Source organism: Vibrio rumoiensis (genome assembly GCF_002218045.2).
GTDB classification, from domain to species: domain Bacteria; phylum Pseudomonadota; class Gammaproteobacteria; order Enterobacterales; family Vibrionaceae; genus Vibrio; species Vibrio rumoiensis.
Map to the genome: position 1 here is coordinate 409,447 of NZ_AP018685.1, position 20,820 is coordinate 430,266.

Annotated in this window: 5 protein-coding genes and 1 pseudogene; 5 read left to right on the top strand and 1 reads right to left on the bottom strand. The window is 43.5% G+C overall.

Annotated features, from left to right (window positions below; all coding sequences use genetic code 11):
• The first annotated feature begins 83 nt into the window (after window positions 1–83).
• The 5 genes and pseudogenes from VRUMOI_RS01935 to VRUMOI_RS01955 all read left to right on the top strand — a co-directional run bounded on the left by VRUMOI_RS01935 (window position 84) and on the right by VRUMOI_RS01955 (window position 19,699).
• The gene (locus tag VRUMOI_RS01935; protein WP_110410619.1) at window positions 84–10,373 is read left to right on the top strand and encodes a retention module-containing protein; all 10,290 of its coding nucleotides are present in this window, start codon (window positions 84–86) and stop codon (window positions 10,371–10,373) included.
• Window positions 10,357–14,373 (top strand): hypothetical protein, encoded by a 4,017-nt coding sequence (locus VRUMOI_RS01940; RefSeq protein ID WP_110410620.1) that lies wholly within the window; start codon window positions 10,357–10,359, stop codon window positions 14,371–14,373. The genes VRUMOI_RS01935 and VRUMOI_RS01940 overlap by 17 nt, the downstream gene beginning before the upstream one ends.
• A 47-nt stretch (window positions 14,374–14,420) precedes the next feature.
• Complete coding sequence (locus VRUMOI_RS01945) at window positions 14,421–15,479, top strand: hypothetical protein (RefSeq protein ID WP_110410621.1); 1,059 nt, start codon at window positions 14,421–14,423, stop codon at window positions 15,477–15,479.
• Window positions 15,476–18,496 (top strand): COG1361 family protein, encoded by a 3,021-nt coding sequence (locus tag VRUMOI_RS01950; RefSeq protein ID WP_110410622.1) that lies wholly within the window; start codon window positions 15,476–15,478, stop codon window positions 18,494–18,496. Before VRUMOI_RS01945 ends, VRUMOI_RS01950 begins: the two co-directional genes overlap by 4 nt.
• Window positions 18,497–18,785: 289 nt before the next feature.
• Window positions 18,786–19,699 (top strand): annotated as a pseudogene (locus tag VRUMOI_RS01955) (aldo/keto reductase).
• 99 nt (window positions 19,700–19,798) lie between these two features.
• Here VRUMOI_RS01955 and VRUMOI_RS01960 read toward each other — a convergent pair.
• Window positions 19,799–20,779 (bottom strand): LysR family transcriptional regulator, encoded by a 981-nt coding sequence (locus VRUMOI_RS01960; RefSeq protein ID WP_089139882.1) that lies wholly within the window; start codon window positions 20,777–20,779, stop codon window positions 19,799–19,801.
• Window positions 20,780–20,820: the final 41 nt, after the last annotated feature.

Here is a 20,820-nt window from a genome sequence, read left to right on the forward strand (position 1 = left end):
CTTTAAGATTAAATTCCTATAAATATAAGATTGGCTTATCCTGGTTTTTTAAGGAAACAATCAACTAACAGATTGAGTTATCTATGGAAAATAATATCCCTTCTTCAAATGTCACCAATGTTAACGTTGAAAGTGGTTCAGTTTTTGTCATTAAAGCTGGTCAGGGAGCTGTATTGGTTACAGGAAATTATCAGTTGAAGTCTGATGAGGTTTTATTGGTGACTCCAGAGGCAAACGCAACTGTCTCTGGACAAGGACAACAAGTACACATCCATAATACTCAATCGGCCGTATCTATTGTACCAAATGCAACTGGGCCTGTGGCGACTACATTGGGACCACAAGTTCAAATTAACGCTGAAAATGCACAAAATGCGAATTTTACTGAATCGGATATTGCGAATATCCAACGCTCGGTAATGAACCTGCAAGATCCTAGTCAAGATATTATGAACCCTGTAAATTCGGATGAACAAGGTTCTCAATCAAATCAAACTGATGATATTGCCGCTATTCAGCAAAGTATTTTGGCAGGACAAGATCCAACTCAAGAAGCAGAAGCACCAGCAGCAGGTGAGGGCGCGGGCGACACCGCTAATAACTCTTTTGTATCGATTGACTACAATTATGACGCTGTTTTAACTCACGCGGGATACGATACTAAAGGTTTTGAACGTGAATACCGTGATGAAGAAGATGAACGAGGCGTTCTTATTGCTGACGGTGGTGAAAACCTTGCCGTTGAAGTTACAGAAGGTGATTTAGACAGTGGTGGTGGTTACCCAACTGAAAGTATAGCTTCGGTTGTAGTTGAAAAAGGTACCTATGCTCTTGATCCAAATTCGTTTTATATCCCGGAAGAAAGCGTAGATTCTTTACTTGGTGAATTAAATTCTGAGATCACATCAGGTGGTGAACCTGTTGTATTTACTTACGATGCGGAAACCAATACTTTCACGGGTATGCAAGATGGTGAACCAGTCGTTTCATTTGATGTTGATTTCGTTGCCCTACCCAACGGTGATGTAACCGTTTCTATTACCACAACGGTTAATCAACCTATCGATCATATTTCAGGTGACACCACAGGTATAGTGAGTAATCAAGGGGATGATATTCATATTGAATTCCCAGTATCGGGGATGGATATCAATGGTAATGAAATCAAAGAACCGATTAATATCGAAATTGATGTTAATGATGGTGCCAATGAACAATTTGGTACCGACTCAGGCACCACGATCAATGAAACTGATGACCGTGATTTAATTGTAGATGGCCAAGTACCATTGGATCTTGGTAGTGATGAAATTGCCACTATTACGTTTGATCCAAACCAACCCTCATTAGAAGGGTTAACGAGCAATGGTGAACCTACAGAATATACCGTTGATGGTAATGTAGTAATTGTAACAGATATTAATGGCGAACCAGTTTTAACTGTTGAGGTTCAGACCGATGGATCTTATACCGTTCAAGCCACTGGTCCACTTGACCAGGATGCAGACGATATAATAAATCTAAATTTAGGTATTACTGCAACAGATGATGATGGTGATACTGCTAACGGTACAATTGTTATCAATATTGAAGATGGTGAGAATGCTGCTGATGTTAGTGACGTTGTCACAATAGCTGAGGGCGATCTGGAAAACCCAGCAGCAGGTAACGCATATCCTGTACATGGCACGAGTAGCGTTACCATTACTGCAATAGATGATAACTTAAATCCTTCTACATTACGTTTAAGTGAAGAAGGCAAAGCCCAGCTAGTTTCTGGAATGGGTAAAATTACGATCCATAATGGTCAGCCAATTGAATTTACCATGACCACCGATGAAAACGGTGTGGTAACCATTTCTGCAGTCGATGGTGATGGAAATCCAGTTTTCGATATCACCATGACGCCAACCATGTCTGAAAATGGTGATGTGACGGTTGTCACCAATGTCAATCAATATCAACCGCTTGATGAAAAAGAGGGTACTGGAGATACAACCGGTCTTATCACCAATAATGGTGACACTATTTCGGTTGACCTACCGCTAGAAATTGATGACACCGATGGTGATACTTCAAATGTTGATATCACGGTGAATTTTGTTGATGGTGAAGATCCAAGTTTTGGTGACAATACCGAGATTGCTGAGATCACTGAAAATGACGGTGAACAAACGGCCAATGGCAGCATTGAATTTGACCAGGGCAGTGATTATGTTGACCAAATTGTCTTTGACCCAAGCCAACCGTCTCTCACTGGCATCACCAGTAATGGTGAAGCGACTCACATTGATACTGCGGCACTGGCAAACGATCCAAGCACGTTAACCTTGTTGGATGTTGATAATAACCCCGTGATGAGTGTGACCATCGATGCGGATGGTAATTACACGGTGACGCAATACCAATCGATTGATCAAGATGACAGTGACATCACCAATATTGCGTTGAATGTTTCTGGTACGGATGACGATGATGATACCGCGAATGGTACCATCAATATCGTGATTAATGACGGCGCGAATGCTACGGATGTGAGCGATACGATTGAGGTCATCGAAGGTGATGTTGATACTGGTGCCGTGGATGCGGATGGAAACCCTGTCCAAACCTACCCAGTCGAAGGCCATGGCTCAATCACGATCGCATCGCCAAGTGATAACTTGGTCGCAAGCTCACTGCGTTTAAGCGAAGCGGGTAAAGCCGCTCTACAAAATGAGATGTCAGAAGTCACCATCAACGGTGGCGATCCAGTTGAGTTCAGCATGACGACCGATGACAATGGTGTGATCACCATCACCGGTGTGGATGGCGAGGGCAACCCAGTTCTTGACATCACCATGACCCCGACCATGTCTGAAAATGGTGATGTGACGGTTGTCACCAATGTCAATCAATATCAACCGCTTGATGAAAAAGAGGGTACTGGAGATACAACCGGTCTTATCACCAATAATGGTGACACTATTTCGGTTGACCTACCGCTAGAAATTGATGACACCGATGGTGATACTTCAAATGTTGATATCACGGTGAATTTTGTTGATGGTGAAGATCCAAGTTTTGGTGACAATACCGAGATTGCTGAGATCACTGAAAATGACGGTGAACAAACGGCCAATGGCAGCATTGAATTTGACCAGGGCAGTGATTACGTTGACCAAATTGTCTTTGACCCAAGCCAACCGTCTCTCACTGGCATCACCAGTAATGGTGAAGCGACTCACATTGATACTGCGGCACTGGCAAACGATCCAAGCACGTTAACCTTGTTGGATGTTGATAATAACCCCGTGATGAGTGTGACCATCGATGCGGATGGTAATTACACGGTGACGCAATACCAATCGATTGATCAAGATGACAGTGACATCACCAACATTGCGTTGAATGTTTCTGGTACGGATGACGATGATGATACCGCGAATGGTACCATCAATATCGTGATTAATGACGGCGCGAATGCTGCGGATGTGAGCGATACGATTGAGGTCATCGAAGGTGATGTTGATACTGGTGCCGTGGATGCGGATGGAAACCCTGTCCAAACCTACCCAGTCGAAGGCCATGGCTCAATCACGATCGCATCGCCAAGTGATAACTTGGTCGCAAGCTCACTGCGTTTAAGCGAAGCGGGTAAAGCCGCTCTACAAAATGAGATGTCAGAAGTCACCATCAACGGTGGCGATCCAGTTGAGTTCAGCATGACGACCGATGACAATGGTGTGATCACCATCACCGGTGTGGATGGCGAGGGCAACCCAGTTCTTGACATCACCATGACCCCGACCATGTCTGAAAATGGTGATGTGACGGTTGTCACTGATGTCAATCAATATCAACCGCTTGATGAAAAAGAGGGTACTGGAGATACAACCGGTCTTATCACCAATAATGGTGACACCATTTCGGTTGACCTACCGCTAGAAATTGATGACACCGATGGTGATACTTCAAATGTTGATATCACGGTGAATTTTGTTGATGGTGAAGATCCAAGTTTTGGTGACAATACCGAGATTGCTGAGATCACTGAAAATGACGGTGAACAAACGGCCAATGGCAGCATTGAATTTGACCAGGGCAGTGATTACGTTGACCAAATTGTCTTTGACCCAAATCAACCGTCTCTCACTGGCATCACCAGTAATGGTGATGCGACCAGCTACAGTGTTGATGACAACACATTAAGTCTAGTGGATGCCGATGGCAATCCCGTGATGGATGTAACCATTGACGCGCAAGGCAACTACACGGTTACGCAATACCAACCTATCGATCAAGATGACAGTGACATCACCAATATTGCGTTGAATGTTTCTGGTACGGATGACGATGATGATACCGCGAATGGTACCATCAATATCGTGATTAATGACGGCGCGAATGCTGCGGATGTGAGCGATACGATTGAGGTCATCGAAGGTGATGTTGATACTGGTGCCGTGAATGCGGATGGCAACCCTGTCCAAACCTACCCTGTAGAAGGCCATGGCTCAATCACGATCGCATCGCCAAGTGATAACTTGGTCGCAAGCTCACTGCGTTTAAGCGAAGCGGGTAAAGCCGCTCTACAAAATGAGATGTCAGAAGTCACCATCAACGGTGGCGATCCAGTTGAGTTCAGCATGACGACCGATGACAATGGTGTGATCACCATCACCGGTGTGGATGGCGAGGGCAACCCAGTTCTTGATATCACCATGACGCCAACCATGTCTGAAAATGGTGATGTGACGGTTGTTACAGACGTCAATCAATACCAACCATTAGATGATAACAATGGCACGGGCGATGACACAGGCGATATGATGGGGTTAATCATGAATAATGGTGACACTCTTTCGGTTGACCTGCCGCTAGAAATTGATGACACCGATGGTGACACGTCAAGCGTCGACATCACGGTGAACTTTAAAGATGGTGAAGATCCAAGTTTTGGCACCGATAGCGGCGCGACTATAACTGAAAGTGATGACATGCAAAGTGCCACCGGCTCAATCGAATTTGACCAGGGCAGTGATTACGTTGACCAAATTGTCTTTGACCCAAGTCAACCGTCTCTCACTGGCATCACCAGTAATGGTGAAGCGACTCACATTGATACTGCGGCACTGGCAAAGGATCCAAGCAGGTTAACCTTGTTGGATGTTGATAATAACCCTGTGATGAGCGTGACCATCGATGCGGATGGTAATTACACGGTGACGCAATACCAACCGATTGATCAAGATGACAGCGACATCACCAACATTGCGTTGAATGTTTCTGGTACGGATGACGATGATGATACCGCGAATGGTACCATCAATATCGTGATTAATGACGGCGCGAATGCTGCGGATGTGAGCGATACGATTGAGGTCATCGAAGGTGATGTTGATACTGGTGCCGTGGATGCGGATGGCAAACCTGTCCAAACCTACCCAGTCGAAGGCCATGGCTCAATCACGATCGCATCGCCAAGTGATAACTTGGTCGTAAGCTCACTGCGTTTAAGCGAAGCGGGTAAAGCTGCCCTACAAAATGAGATGTCAGAAGTCACCATCAACGGTGGCGATCCAGTTGAGTTCAGCATGACGACCGATGACAATGGTGTGATCACCATCACCGGTGTGGATGGCGAGGGCAACCCAGTTCTTGACATCACCATGACCCCGACCATGTCTGAAAATGGTGATGTGACGGTTGTTACAGACGTCAATCAATACCAACCATTAGATGATAACAATGGCACGGGCGATGACACAGGCGATATGATGGGGTTAATCACGAATAATGGTGACACTCTTTCGGTTGACCTGCCGCTAGAAATTGATGACACCGATGGTGACACGTCAAGTGTCGACATCACGGTGAATTTTAAAGATGGTGAAGATCCAAGTTTTGGCACCGATAACGGCGTGATTATAACTGAAAGTGATGACACGCAAAGTGCCACCGGCTCAATCGAATTTGACCAGGGCAGTGATTATGTTGACCAAATTGTCTTTGACCCAAGTCAACCGTCTCTCAATGGCATCACCAGTAATGGTGATGCGACTCACATTGATACCGTGGCACTGGCAAACGATCCAAGCACGTTAACCTTGTTGGATGTTGATAATAACCCTGTGATGAGCGTGACCATCGATGTGGATGGTAATTACACGGTGACGCAATACCAACCAATCGATCAAGATGACAGCGAGATCACCAAAATCGCCCTAAATGTCTCGGGTACGGATGACGATGGTGATACCGCGAACGGTACCATCAATATCGTGATTAATGACGGCGCGAATGCTGAAGATGTAAGCGATGAAGTTACCATTGAGGAAGGTGATCTTGAAAACCCAGCTTCAGGTAATGAATACCCAGTGCATGGTGAGTCTTCTAAGTTAATTCCAACGCCAAGTGATGATCTTGACCCAAGTACTTTACAGCTTACTGATGAGGCAAAAGCCACGTTGTTTGGTGATGGTACCGATCAAAATCCGGGTGAATTATCCGAAATTACCTCAGGCGGCCAGCCCGTTGATTTTGTTTCTGTTGAAAATCCGGATGGCAGCTTTAGCATCGTGGGGACGGTTGATGGTGTAGAGGCCATCACGATAAGTTTTGAAGTGGTACAAGGTGAGGATGGCGAGTTCTACATCAACACCACTGTCGACCAAGCTTTACCACTGGATAATATCAATAAAGATGGCGATACCTCTGGTTATATCACCAATGATGATGATGTGATTTCGATTGATCTTCCATTGGAAATCTCCGACACCGATGGTGATACTTCTAATATCGATATCACCGTTAACCTAAAAGATGGTCAAGATCCGTCTTTTGGTGACAATACCGACATAGCTCAAATCAATGAAACGGACGATATCCAAACGGCCAATGGCAGTATTGAGTTTGATGAAGGAAGTGATCAGGTTGATGAAATTGTCTTTAACCAAGAGCAAGCTGAAGATGCATTTGCCGATATCACAAGTAATGGTGAAGAGACGACAGTATTAGTTGATGGCAACACCGTTACACTCAGCGATCTAGACGGTAATGATGTCTTAACGGTGGCTATTGATGAGAATGGCAAGTATGTCGTGACGCAATACCAACCTATCGATCAAGATGACAGCGAGATCACCAAAATCGCCCTAAATGTCTCGGGTACGGATGACGATGGTGATACCGCGAAAGGTACCATCAATATCGTGATTAATGACGGCGCGAATGCTGAAGATGTAAGCGATCAAGTTACCATTGAAGAAGGTGATCTTGAAAACCCAGCTTCAGGTAATGAATACCCAGTGCATGGTGAGTCTTCTAAGTTAATTCCAACGCCAAGTGATGATCTTGACCCAAGTACTTTACAGCTTACTGATGAGGCAAAAGCCACGTTGTTTGGTGATGGTACCGATCAAAATCCGGGTGAATTATCCGAAATTACCTCAGGCGGCCAGCCCGTTGATTTTGTTTCTGTTGAAAATCCGGATGGCAGCTTTAGCATCGTGGGGACGGTTGATGGTGTAGAGGCCATCACGATAAGTTTTGAAGTGGTACAAGGTGAGGATGGCGAGTTCTACATCAACACCACTGTCGACCAAGCTTTACCACTGGATAATATCAATAAAGATGGCGATACCTCTGGTTATATCACCAATGATGATGATGTGATTTCGGTTGATCTTCCATTGGAAATCTCCGACACCGATGGTGATACTTCTAATATCGATATCACCGTTAACCTAAAAGATGGTCAAGATCCGTCTTTTGGTGACAATACCGACATAGCTGAAATCAATGAAACGGACGATATACAAACGGCGAAGGGCAGTATTGAGTTTGATGAAGGAAGTGATCAGGTTGATGAAATTGTCTTTGACCCAAATCAACCGTCTCTCACTGGCATCACCAGTAATGGTGAAGCGACTCACATTGATACTGCGGCACTGGCAAACGATCCAAGCACGTTAACCTTGTTGGATGTTGATAATAACCCTGTGATGAGCGTGACCATCGATGCGGATGGTAATTACACGGTGACGCAATACCAACCTATCGACCAAGATGACAGCAACATCACCAACATTGCGTTGAATGTTACTGGTACGGATGACGATGGTGATACCGCGAACGGTACCATCAATATCGTGATTAATGATGGCGACAACGCAGCTGATGTGAGCGATGAAGTTACTATTGGCGAAGGGGATTTAGATAATCCAGATAACAGTGAAGGCAGTGCCCATCCAAGTTATCCTGTCAGTGGTAGCAGCTCTATGACCATAGAATCGCCAAGTGATGATCTGGTTAATACTAGTTTGACTATTGATGAGACGGTCAAAGAAGCTTTAAAAGCGGAATTAAACTCAGAAGTGACCACAAATGGTGGAGATAAAGTGACTTTTGAGGTGAGCACCGATCCAACGACTGGTATCATCACAATCACTGGTGTCGACAGTAATGACAATCAGGTGCTTGATATTACTATGACACCAACGATGGGTGCCAATGGAGATGTGGTCGTAACTACCAACGTCAATCAATATCAGCCACTCGATAATAATGATGGCACAGGAGATAGCAATGGCTATATCGCCAACAATGGTGATGTGATTTCGGTTGATATTCCAATGGAAATCTCCGACACCGATGGTGATACTTCTAATATCTATATCACCGTTAACCTAGAAGATGGTCAAGATCCGTCTTTTGGTGACAATACCGACATAGCTGAAATCAATGAAACGGACGATATACAAACGGCCAATGGCAGCATTGAATTTGACCAGGGCAGTGATTACGTTGACCAAATTGTCTTTGACCCAAATCAACCGTCTCTCACTGGCATCACCAGTAATGGTGAAGCGACTCACATTGATACTGCGGCACTGGCAAACGATCCAAGCACGTTAACCTTGTTGGATGTTGATAATAACCCTGTGATGAGCGTGACCATCGATGCGGATGGTAATTACACGGTGACGCAATACCAACCGATTGATCAAGATGACAGCGACATCACCAACATTGCGTTGAATGTTTCTGGTACGGATGACGATGGTGATACCGCGAATGGTACCATCAATATCGTGATTAATGACGGCGGGAATGCTGAAGATGTAAGCGATGAAGTTACCATTGAAGAAGGTGATCTTGAAAACCCAGCTTCAGGTAATGAATACCCAGTGCATGGTGAGTCTTCTAAGTTAATTCCAACGCCAAGTGATGATCTTGACCCAAGTACTTTACAGCTTACTGATGAGGCAAAAGCCACGTTGTTTGGTGATGGTACCGATCAAAATCCGGGTGAATTATCCGAAATTACCTCAGGCGGCCAGCCCGTTGATTTTGTTTCTGTTGAAAATCCGGATGGCAGCTTTAGCATCGTGGGGACGGTTGATGGTGTAGAGGCCATCACGATAAGTTTTGAAGTGGTACAAGGTGGGGATGGCGAGTTCTACATCAACACCACTGTCGACCAAGCTTTACCATTGGATGATATCAATAAAGATGGCGATACCTCTGGTTATATCACCAATGATGGTGATGTGATTTCGATTGATCTTCCATTGGAAATCTCCGACACCGATGGTGATACTTCTAATATCGACATCACCGTTAACCTAGAAGATGGCCAAGACCCGTCCTTTAGTGATGACAGTGAAGCCGTTGTTATTACCGAAACAGATTTTGACAATGTTGACCCTGAGACCGGAGAAGTAACTCAAACGCCAGGTGAATCAACAGGTAAAATCCCAAGCTTTGATATGGGCTCAGATGAAATAGCATCGATGACCTTTGATGACCCTCAAGGTGATGATTCAGGCTTAGGTAATATTACTTACGATGGCGGCAAAGAAACCGACTATGAAGTGGATGGTAATACCATTACCGTCACCGGTGAAAATGATGAACCCATTCTAAGTATTACCGTTGATATAGATGGTAATTACACCGTTACGCAATATGAACCTATCGATCAAGATGCAGGGGATGTTGACCTTAATCTTAGCGTCACTGCAGTGGATGATGATGGTGATAGCGCTTCGGGCAGCTTTAACATTGTGATTGTCGATCCAGAGGGAGTCGATGTTACTGATGAGGTCAATATTACCGAAGGTGATCAGGAGAGCTGGACTGAAGGAAACGCTTATCCAGTATCAGGTAGTAGCTCAGTCGTCATTGATTCCTCTAGTGATGATCTACGCCCTGAGACCTTACATATTGATCCAGAAGTCTCTACAGCTTTGGAAGCCGAACTTGATGGCTTAACCAGTAATGGTCAACCGATTGACTTTGAAATCACTACAAATTCAGATGGTACAATTACGATAACGGGTACTTCGGGGCTCGGATGTCTTAACGATGAGGATGACTTCAACCGTTGATGCAGACGGTAATGCCACCATTACTACCGATGTTGTTCAAAATGGTCCAATTGATCACGAAGATGGAGATGGTGATAGTGAAGGCTATGTGACCAACAACGGTGATAGCATCAGTATTGATGTGCCCTTAGTGATTGATGATGCAGACGGCACACCAAATAATGTTGATATCACGGTTAACATTGAAGATGGCCAAGATCCGTCGTTTGGTAAGGACACAGGTGCAACACTAGAAGAAGGTACTGATGGAACAGATTCAGCATCGGGAGACATTAATGTTGATACCGGCAGTGATGATGTTGTCGATGTACGATTTGGTGCCGACCAATCACAATTAGATGATCTGACTAGTAACGGTCAAGATACCTCTGTTGTAATCAGTGATGATGGTCATACATTAACCATTGTTGATGCAGATAATATTCCGGTTATGGAAGTGACTATCGATCAAAATGGTCATTATGAAGTAGAGCAATTCCAGCCGATCGATCAAATTAATGAAGATAATGATACTTCAGATATTCCTATCAATGTTGAAGTCGAAGATGCTGACGGAGATGTAGGTAAAGGAACGATCACCATTCATGATACCGATGGCGATAACGCACAAGGTGGAGGTGACATTGATGCTGGAATGATCGAAGGTGACCTCACTCCAGATTCCGATCCAGGTGATTCAGAAGGTTATCCGAAAACAGCACAAAGTGGTTCAACTCACGTTGATGCTGGATCAGATGACTTAGATCCAAACACGGTACAAGTGGATCCTACTGTAATGGATGACTTGATTACAGAGCTCAACACTGAAATTACCACAGAAGGTGGCGGTTCAGTTGAGTTCTCATTTGATCCTGAAAACAACACATTAACCGGTGTGGATGCTAATGGTAACCCTGTTTTAGATTTCCATCTGATTGCAACACCTACTGAAAATGGTGGTGTTGATATTAGTGTTGATATGACGCAATACCAACCAATCGATCATGTAGATGGTGCTGGTGATACTGACGGGTATGTCCATAATGATGGTGACAACATCACCATCAACATCCCAATCCAAATACAAGATACTGACGGCGATTACATGGATGAGTCCATTGATTTCAACGGCACCATAACGGATGGTAAAGACCTTGAAATCGATAGTGCTGACAACATCAGTGTTAACGAATCTGATATTGATAAAGGTGGTGATAATCACGCGGGTTCAACACCAGGACAAAGTGGTGAGTCAGCAACCGGCACGATTACTATTGATTCAGGTAGTGATGAAGTGAATCACTATGAAATTGATGTTAATGCTTTTAATGAGAAAAACTCAGATAGTGAAGGCAATAGCAACATAACTTCGGGTGGCACCGACGTTATTTTAGTTGATAACGGTGATGGCACATATTCAGGTGTGCTAGTCGATGATAATGGTAACCCAACGGACGATGATGTCTTCAAAATCAGTTTTGATAACACTAATGGTAGCTATACCTTTGAAGTGACAGGCGCGATTGATCAACCACTTGATAATGGCAATGGTGGACAATCGACCAATATCGTTATACCTATCCATGGCGTCGATGATGATGGTGATAGCAGTAATACAATTGATGTCAATGTTACTGTTAATGATGATGTACCAACTGCGCAAGATGTGTCTGGTGAAGCGATTGAAGAAGGTTCAGGCCTACAAGATTTAGGCAATATTATTGCTAATGAAGGGGCTGATGGTGCCACTGTTACCGGTATTAAAGACAGTAATGGCAATGTTATTGAGCTAAAAGATGGTGATTATGACACCGTTTATATCGACTCAGATGGAAACATTTCTGATACGGGTGACGCTGCCGAAGCTTATTATGCCGTTCCTGTAACGGATGGTGGTGAAAGTATTGGTACCTTATATGTGTCAGAAAATGGTGATATTAAGTTCGAGCCTGTCGATAATTTAGATCATGATGGCAAAGATTACAGTGGTGACTTTGAATTTGTGATCACGGATGGTGATGGCGACACTGATACCGCTGAAGTGACGGTTAATGTTACTGATGAAGGCCCAAGCTGGGAAATTAATGGTGGTAGCTATAGTGGCCATGAGGAAGATGGGCGCACAGATACAACGGGTCTTGATAATCTGGATGGCGTGCCAGATGAGACTCCAAATGGCATTCCGATTGAAATGCAATTGAACGTGGGTGATAGGGATGAAGGAGAGACCATCATCAACCCTGATAACCCAGAACAGAGTACCGTTGTCATAACACCTCCAGAAGGAGGCGCTCATGGTGAGTTTATGTACGATGGTGAGCCACTTGAAACTGACGCTGATGGCAATTTCATCATACCAGCAGATGCATTTAGTTTAGTCGATAATGGTGATGGAACTTATAGCTATGAACTGTCTGGTGTAACGTTTGTACCCGATTCAGATTTCTCAACCGTTGATGGTAACTTAGAATTTGGTGTACAAGCGGAAGTTATTGATAACGATTCAGAACAATCCGGTCAGACAATCAATGGCAACTTCAACATCACGGTTGAAGGTGTTGCCGATACACCAACATGGGATATGGATAACACTGATCTCTATTATGAGACCGGTGAAGACAGTGACAATGTAAAACTGAATATAGATGTTGATCTGAATGATAATGATGGTTCAGAAACCCTAGAATACCACCTTGAAATAAAAGAAGGTGAAGGGGACATTTATGTTGATGGAGTAAAAATAGAGCCGGATGAAAATGGTGTATATACCATTTCAGCTGATGATATCGATAAAGTGGAAGTTGACCCTGCGGATGACTGGTCAGGTGAAATGCAAATCGATGCTTGGGGAACCAGTACCGAAAGTGGCGATACGGTTGATGGCAAAGAAACAGCCGAATCTGATCACCAAACGATTGTCATCGATGTGACTCCAGATGCTGATGAAGTCAGCTTGAGTACGAATAACAACATCAAAGTCGATGAAGATACTGCTATTCAGTTATCGGATGTGATTACCAAGGCGCATACTTCGGTCGATGACGATGGTTCAGAAAGTTACTTTGTGCGTATTTCAGGTTTACCAGAAGGCGCGACAGTATGGGGCGTAGATGATGAAGGGAACCCTGTAGAACTAGAGCCAAATGCAGACGGTTTCTATGTGATTTCTTTCGATGATATTGATGATACTGTCATCATGCCACCGCCACAAAGTAATGACGATTTTACTTTTACCGTTGATGGAATGTCGGTTGATAACGCCGATCTGAGTGATACGGATCTGAATGATGAAGATACTTGGGCTGGCCAAGATAGCACTGAAATCAATGTCGATATGCACGGTGTTGTTGATGACCCATCCATTATTGCCAATGGTGATTGGGAGGTTTCTGATGATGGTAAAACGATCTCAACCACAGTGGATGAAGATGGTACAGCTACGATAGATTTCGGCTTTATTTCTGGTGAGTACACAAACACCGATGGGCATGGCGCAGTATCGGAAGATACAGATTCATCTGAAAAATCACTTTCACAACATTACAAGACATCCCAGAAGGTGTATTTTAGCGATGCTGATGGTAATCCATTAGAACCGACACTCGTTTCAACCAATCCAGATTTATACCAATTTGATGTTGATTCATTGAACGGTATTCAAATTCATACCGATAGCAATAGCGCGGATGATATTGATATTCCAGTACGTATTGTGGTGACGGAAGATGACGGTGCTTCGAAAGAATTTGAATATGATATCCATATTAATGTTAATCCTGTCGTTGATGGCGTCGGTAGAGATGAGAATGGTGACCTAGAGGAATACAACACCACATCAACGGGTAATGAAGATGAGTTAGTTAAACTGAATTGGGATCCTACTGCGCAGTTTGTCGATAATGACGGCAGCGAAAAAGTGGTTGGATTAACCATTAATGGGTTTGAGAATTATCCTGATGGTTATGCAATCGTTATTGGTGATGAAGTACTCACCCTGATGAAAACGGTTCAATTACCTTAACACCAGAACAATTAGCAGAAGCCCAAGAAAGCGGCTTGTATCTTAGCATGCCAGAAGATGCAGATAGTGATTTGCATTTAACCACGGATGTCACGATTCGAGATTCAGATACTGAAAATCCAGATGATAACTATGATGAAACCACAATCCATGGCAATTTAGATGTGGATGTTACCTCGGTCGTCGAAGAAGACGGTGATGGTGTGAATGATGGTGGTAAGTTGGTTATCGATGATGCTGACGGTAATGCGATTACAGATACCGATGGTGACGGAATTCAGGATGTATATGAAGACCAAGACCCTAATGATGAGTGGTCAAATGAAATTCACTTGTCAGTTAACGATGTAGTTAATGGTAGCTCAGGTGGTAACAGCTTAGATTGGGTCAATGATGACACTTCAAGTGATGAAGTAATCAATAAAGTGATCATTACCTTCCCAGATGATTTGCCCGATGGTTTCCAGGTTGAAGGTGCGGTAAATAACGGCAATGGTTCGTTTACGATTACTGAAGATCAACTCGATGATATCGTGATTAAAGCGCCTCGTGGGTTTGATGGGGATGTGACTATACACGTCAGTGTTACCGTACAAGACCAGGGTGATGATGCTAACTCGGAAAGTGAGACAATAATCAAAGAAACCGATATTACTCTTCACTTTACTGATGAACATGATGGCGGTGGCGGTACTTATACTCCACCAGCTGCCGGCGATATTGATGATGATGCGACTCAAGATCAACAAGTCGATGCTTCAGAAGATCAAGAAGGTGGCGTCAATATAGGTGAGTTAATTTCTGATGGTTTGGTGATTAGCACTGATGATACTGATGGTGATGGCGTCTCTGATCTGGATAACGATACCACTTCGATCATTATTAATGCCGATGATTTGCCTCCAGGTGCCACGATTGGTGGTATGGAGTACAACGAGCAAACGGGTGAGTATGTCATTAGTGTCACCCCGAATGCTGATGGTTCAATAACGTTACCACCAGATGTGATTCTATACTTACCACCAGATTATGCTGGTGATATCGATATTCCCGTTAAAGTTGTGGAAACTGATAACGAGAGGGCCAGTCTAATGAAGGCTCAATGAATATCACGGTTAATGTTGACCCTGTTGCAGATGCTCCAGACGTCACCATCACTGGCGGTGGCGATGAAGATAGCCTAATTGAGTTAGATTTAAGTACGGTTATTGGCGACCAAAATAACGGTGGTAAAGATAATGGCGGCGATGAAGAAATTACCGATGTGACAATTAAATTAGTTGATCCATCACAAGGTGAATTTGTCGACGCAAACGGTGATGTGATTCAACCTGATGCCAATGGTGAAATTCATGTTGACCCGAATGACCCAATTTATTTCCAACCTGCTCCAGATTTCAGCGGCACTGTTGATGTTACCGTGACAACGGATGTGACTGATACGGCAATGGTTGATGGTGAGGAAGTCAGTAATAGTGGTTCGTTTGAGCAGAATGTAAGCTTTGATGTTAATGCCGTAAATGATGATATTGAAATCAATGGTGAAGTCGCTACCGATGATAATCCTGTTCAAGTTACAGGTGACGAAGGGACATCGATTTCATTTGGTGATTTTAACGGTAATGTGACTGATATGGATGGCTCGGAAGAGATTGTTTCTGTCAGTATTACCGGCGTGCCAGATGGCTTCGTCATTGAAGGCGCTAATAATATGGGGGGTGGCGTTTGGTCTATCCCTGATGTAATTAGTGATGATGGCCAAAGTTTTGATTTATCAGGTTTGAGTATTCTGCCACCAAATGATTTTAGTGGTGATATTGACCTGACACTTAAAGTCTACACAACAGATGATAATGGTGATCCTGTTGAGAAAGACGTACCTGTTAATATCCATGTTGATGCAAAAGCAGATGCAGTGAATACCGATGTGGATGCTTCTGTTTCTGGTGATGAAGATGTGGCGAATGGCATAACGATCAATATTAATGCACATGCCGTTGATGATGAAAATAGCGTAACGGATCCTGCAAGTAATGTTCAGGAAGATGCACCAGAGCAAGTTCAAGTGACCATTTCTAATGTGCCTGATGGTGCGACTTTTGGATTCCCAGAAGGCTCAGATGGTGAAATTATTCAAAATCCAGATGGTACGGTAACGATCGTTTCAGATGGTTCGGATCTGGATAGCATCATCTTTTACCCACCAGAAGATGGTAACTCTGACAACATGACTGTGGCTGGCGAAGATTGGGACGGAACCCTTGATCTTGCTATCCAAGGTAATGATAACGGTGATACCTCTGGCCCTGTCGAAAACGTCACAGTTGATATTGATGTGAAGGCAGAAAATGATGCAGCGGTGAATACAGTACCTGACTCCGTTCCAGCGTCTGCTGATGGTGTCACTACGATCACAGGTTTACAAATTAGTGATGTGGACGCCTCGGAAGGTAAGGGTGACTTTACTGTTGAGTTACATGCTGGAAATGGCAGTTTATCTTTACCAGAAGGTACGGACACATCAGGTCTAACTATTACTGAAAGTGGTGATGGTACTTACACTATCGAAGGTTCATTAGATGATATCAATGCCGTACTTGATGGCGGTATTATCTATACACCAGATGATGGTTACAGTGGCGATGACACTATCACTATGACGACGACAGATAACGGTGATGCTGATGGTAAGAATCAAGAAACAACAGAAAGCACGATCACCATTACTGATGTTGTAAGCACAGAATCAGATGAACCTAGTGAGCAAGCTTCTAGCTATAACGCAACTTATACACCAACAGAGCCAGCTCAGAACTTACGTAGTCATCTGGCATCAGCAACATCACAAGTGAATGCAACATCAGCGATACCTTTAACAGCGTTACTATTAGGCGCTGCTGTTGCTGCAGAAGAAGGCGATTCGCTGCAATTAAACCACCTAGATGGTGCTCAAATTGTGGATGCAGATAACCAACCTTTAGGGACGGTTGCTGAAGATGGCTCTGTCACATTAACACCAGATCAAGTTGCAGAGGCTTATGTACACCAACAAGCTGAATCAACCACGACTGAATTTACAGTAGTGACTAAATCTGCGGATAACCGTGTGGTGGCCGAGCATAATGTTTCTACCGCAAGCTTTAATACCACAGGGTTAGATTCACAGCGTGATGATGCAGGTCAAAATAATTCATCGGCTTCGTCTAACAACGCTGAGAATGTACAAGCCGCGGCAGTGGGTGATGCGGAACATGCTGTAGAAGGTCAAAATGTGGCGGATTTATTAGCCGCAAACCCTGAAATGGCAGAGCAATTAGCCGAGAATGCTGATCTACTATCGGATGATTTACACGCGATCGTTGATGAAGTATCAGCGCTTTCTCAAGATAATATTGGTGAAACTGTCGCGGATAAAGTATCTGAACTTCAACAAGACGTGCATGACGCAACCACTCAAGATGATTTAGCTAACCAAGACTTGTCGCTAGCTGATAACCCATTTGATCATGAAAATGATACGGATGAGTTAGCAAGTAACGAGGATAGTTCAAATTACTTTGAGCAGTCTTCACAAGATGATGAGACAGCGTTGGCGGATGATGATGCGCTGAATGCTGATGATTCAAGTGATGATTTTGATAGCGAGCAAGATAGCTTGTATTCAAATGACGACGCGAGTGATAGCTCAATATACGCGGATGATGCAAATCAAGATGATGGATTCTTTGGCGATGATGATGACAGTTTTGATTGGGATCATCTTGCTGCCAATGGTCTAGATGGCGGCCTAGATAGCGATATGTCAGGCATGGAAATGACAGATGATGTGATGATGCTGCACAGTGATTCTGACTTTGATGTGTCAGATTTGCTTGATCAAGACGATCAGAATGGCAATCTTGATATGGATAAATTACTAGGTGAGGCAGCACCTTCATCGGCAGCAGATATTGGTAAGCCGGAAGAAGCATCAGCGGATGATTTAGCGTCTACCCAGCATCTTGACCAACCGGATGTATCTGGAATGGGAATGGATTTATCAGGGCTGCATGACACAAGCTCAGCAGGTCATATCATTAATGACTTGTTTGATCCAAACTCAATGAAACCAACCGATGGCTAATGTCATTTTAAGTTTGCAGTAATACAGATAGCCTCACCGAGAAACAATTGGTGAGGCTATTTTTATGGGTAGGAGCAAGAAACGGTTTCATACATTCATCGTATTAGCTGGAAAACGCTACTAAGATCAAACATTCTATAACCTGCATTACCGTGATGTTAGCTTTTTAAATTAGCCATTGTACCTAGATGAAAAACGCCATAGGATTGATAAAAATCGAGAGTAGTCATAGGCTTTCATCGAATTCAAAATATCCTCATCTGAGGTTAAACAACAGGGAGTCAACCAAATGGTTGCAGTGAAAAAACAACAAATAGCACCTCAAGGGCCTGAATTTTCAGAGCTAGTGCAAGGTTATTGGCGCTTAGGCGATTGGGGAATGACACCACAAGAACGTTTAACATTTTTAAAGCAACATGTTGAACTCGGTGTGACCACGGTCGACCACGCGGATATTTATGGTTACTACGAGTGTGAACAATTATTTGGTGAAGGATTAGCTCTCGATAAAAGCATGCGTGATCAAATTGAGATCGTCACTAAATGCGATATCAAATTATGCGGCGATAAAATCCCGATTGGAAAGTGAATCACTACAACACCAGCAAGAATCACATTGTTGAATCAGTCAATAACTCATTAGCGCGCTTACAAGTTGAAGATATTGATGTGCTATTAATTCATCGCCCGGATGCACTAATGGATGCGGATGAAGTGGCTGAGACATTTTCTGAGCTAAAACAAGTCGGTAAAGTGAAGCACTTTGGTGTGTCTAACTTTACACCTCGTCAATTTGAGTTACTTCAATCTCGTTTAGATGCGCCGTTAGTGACCAACCAGGTTGAAATTAACCCATTAAATTTTGATGTAGTTGATGACGGTACTCTAGATTTGCTTCAACAATTGCGTGTAAAGCCAATGGCTTGGTCTTGCCTTGCTGGTGGCTCTATTTTTAATGGTTTAAAAGAGCAACATATTCGCGTACGTGATGAACTAGAAGCGATTCGTGAAGAAGTCGGCGCACAAAGTATTGATCAAGTGATCTATGCTTGGGTTCGTCGTTTGCCATCTAAGCCAATGCCAATCATTGGTTCTGGTAAAATTGAGCGAGTTCAAACTGCGATTGATGCTCTAAGCATTGAATTAACCCGTGAGCAATGGTTTAGAGTGTGGATTGCGTCGAAAGGTCACGGTGTGCCATAAACCACTATGCACGTATAGTAATTGTACTTAGTTAATAAGGAGCTCACTTGAGCTCCTTTTTACATTGTTTTGGTGTTGAATTCGGGGCAATCCGTTGTTTTATGATAATGAGGTAGGTTGGTACGGCAGTCCGGCCTGTTGAATAGATTGGCATATCGTCTCACGTATCCATTGATGACCTTGGTCTTGATTATTTCTTTCATGCCACAGCAATACATAAGCCATTGGCATAAATTCAAATGGTAGCGGTAATTGAGTCAGCGGATAAAGCTTTAGTGCGTGGCTAGCAAAGCTTGAGGGTAGGGTGAAGATCAAATCAGTATGAGCACATACGCTCGCCGCGCCATAAAAATCCGGCACAGTAGTATTAATTTTACGATGATGACCTAATTCTGCGAGGTAGTAATCTAACGCCCACCATTCCTTACCTTCGCAACGAACTTGCACATGTGATAACGCTAAATAGTGCTCTAATGTCCAGTCAGTCTCTTTAATTGTTTTTAATACGGGATGATCATTTCGTACCAAGCAAACTTGTTGATCCTTAAATAAGGTTTGGTGCTCAATGCCTTCGGGTAGCTTGCCGACACTAAATTCTGATTGAGGATGCAAATCCCGCCCAGCAATACCAAAATCGATTTGCCCGTGTTGCAAGTCGTTAAACGATTGGCCAGTCCATAGATAAGAATCAAGTTGAATATTAGGCGCTTGGTTAAGTAATGACCCAATAAAAGAGGGAATCAAGGTTTCGTAGGCACTTTCAACCATAGAAAAACTAAACTTACGGTGGCTCGTCTCTGGGGTAAACGTGGGTGGTTGAGTGATTTGGTATAAGTCTTGGAGTACGCTCGGCAAAATTTTGGCTAATGCGAGGGCATGAGCGGTTGGTTTTAAACCATGAGAAGTACGCTGAAAGAGGGGATCTTCTAGTGTATCGCGTAGACGGTTTAAGCTTTTACTTAATGCCGATTGACTTAAATTCAAACGACTTGCCGCACGCGTAACACTTTGTTCTTCAATCAGAACTTGTAAAATTACGAGTAAGTTAAGATCGATTCTGGCTAGTTTATCTAAATTCACTGTTATTCCTTTAGGGAAATTGTCTTTAGCTATTATACCAT

Coding starts and splice junctions, on each gene's coding strand:
- VRUMOI_RS01940 (WP_110410620.1), top strand. CDS start 10,357: ATGACTTCAACCGTTGATGCAGACGGTAATGCCACCATTACTACCGAT.
- VRUMOI_RS01935 (WP_110410619.1), top strand. CDS start 84: ATGGAAAATAATATCCCTTCTTCAAATGTCACCAATGTTAACGTTGAA.
- VRUMOI_RS01950 (WP_110410622.1), top strand. CDS start 15,476: ATGAATATCACGGTTAATGTTGACCCTGTTGCAGATGCTCCAGACGTC.
- VRUMOI_RS01945 (WP_110410621.1), top strand. CDS start 14,421: ATGCCAGAAGATGCAGATAGTGATTTGCATTTAACCACGGATGTCACG.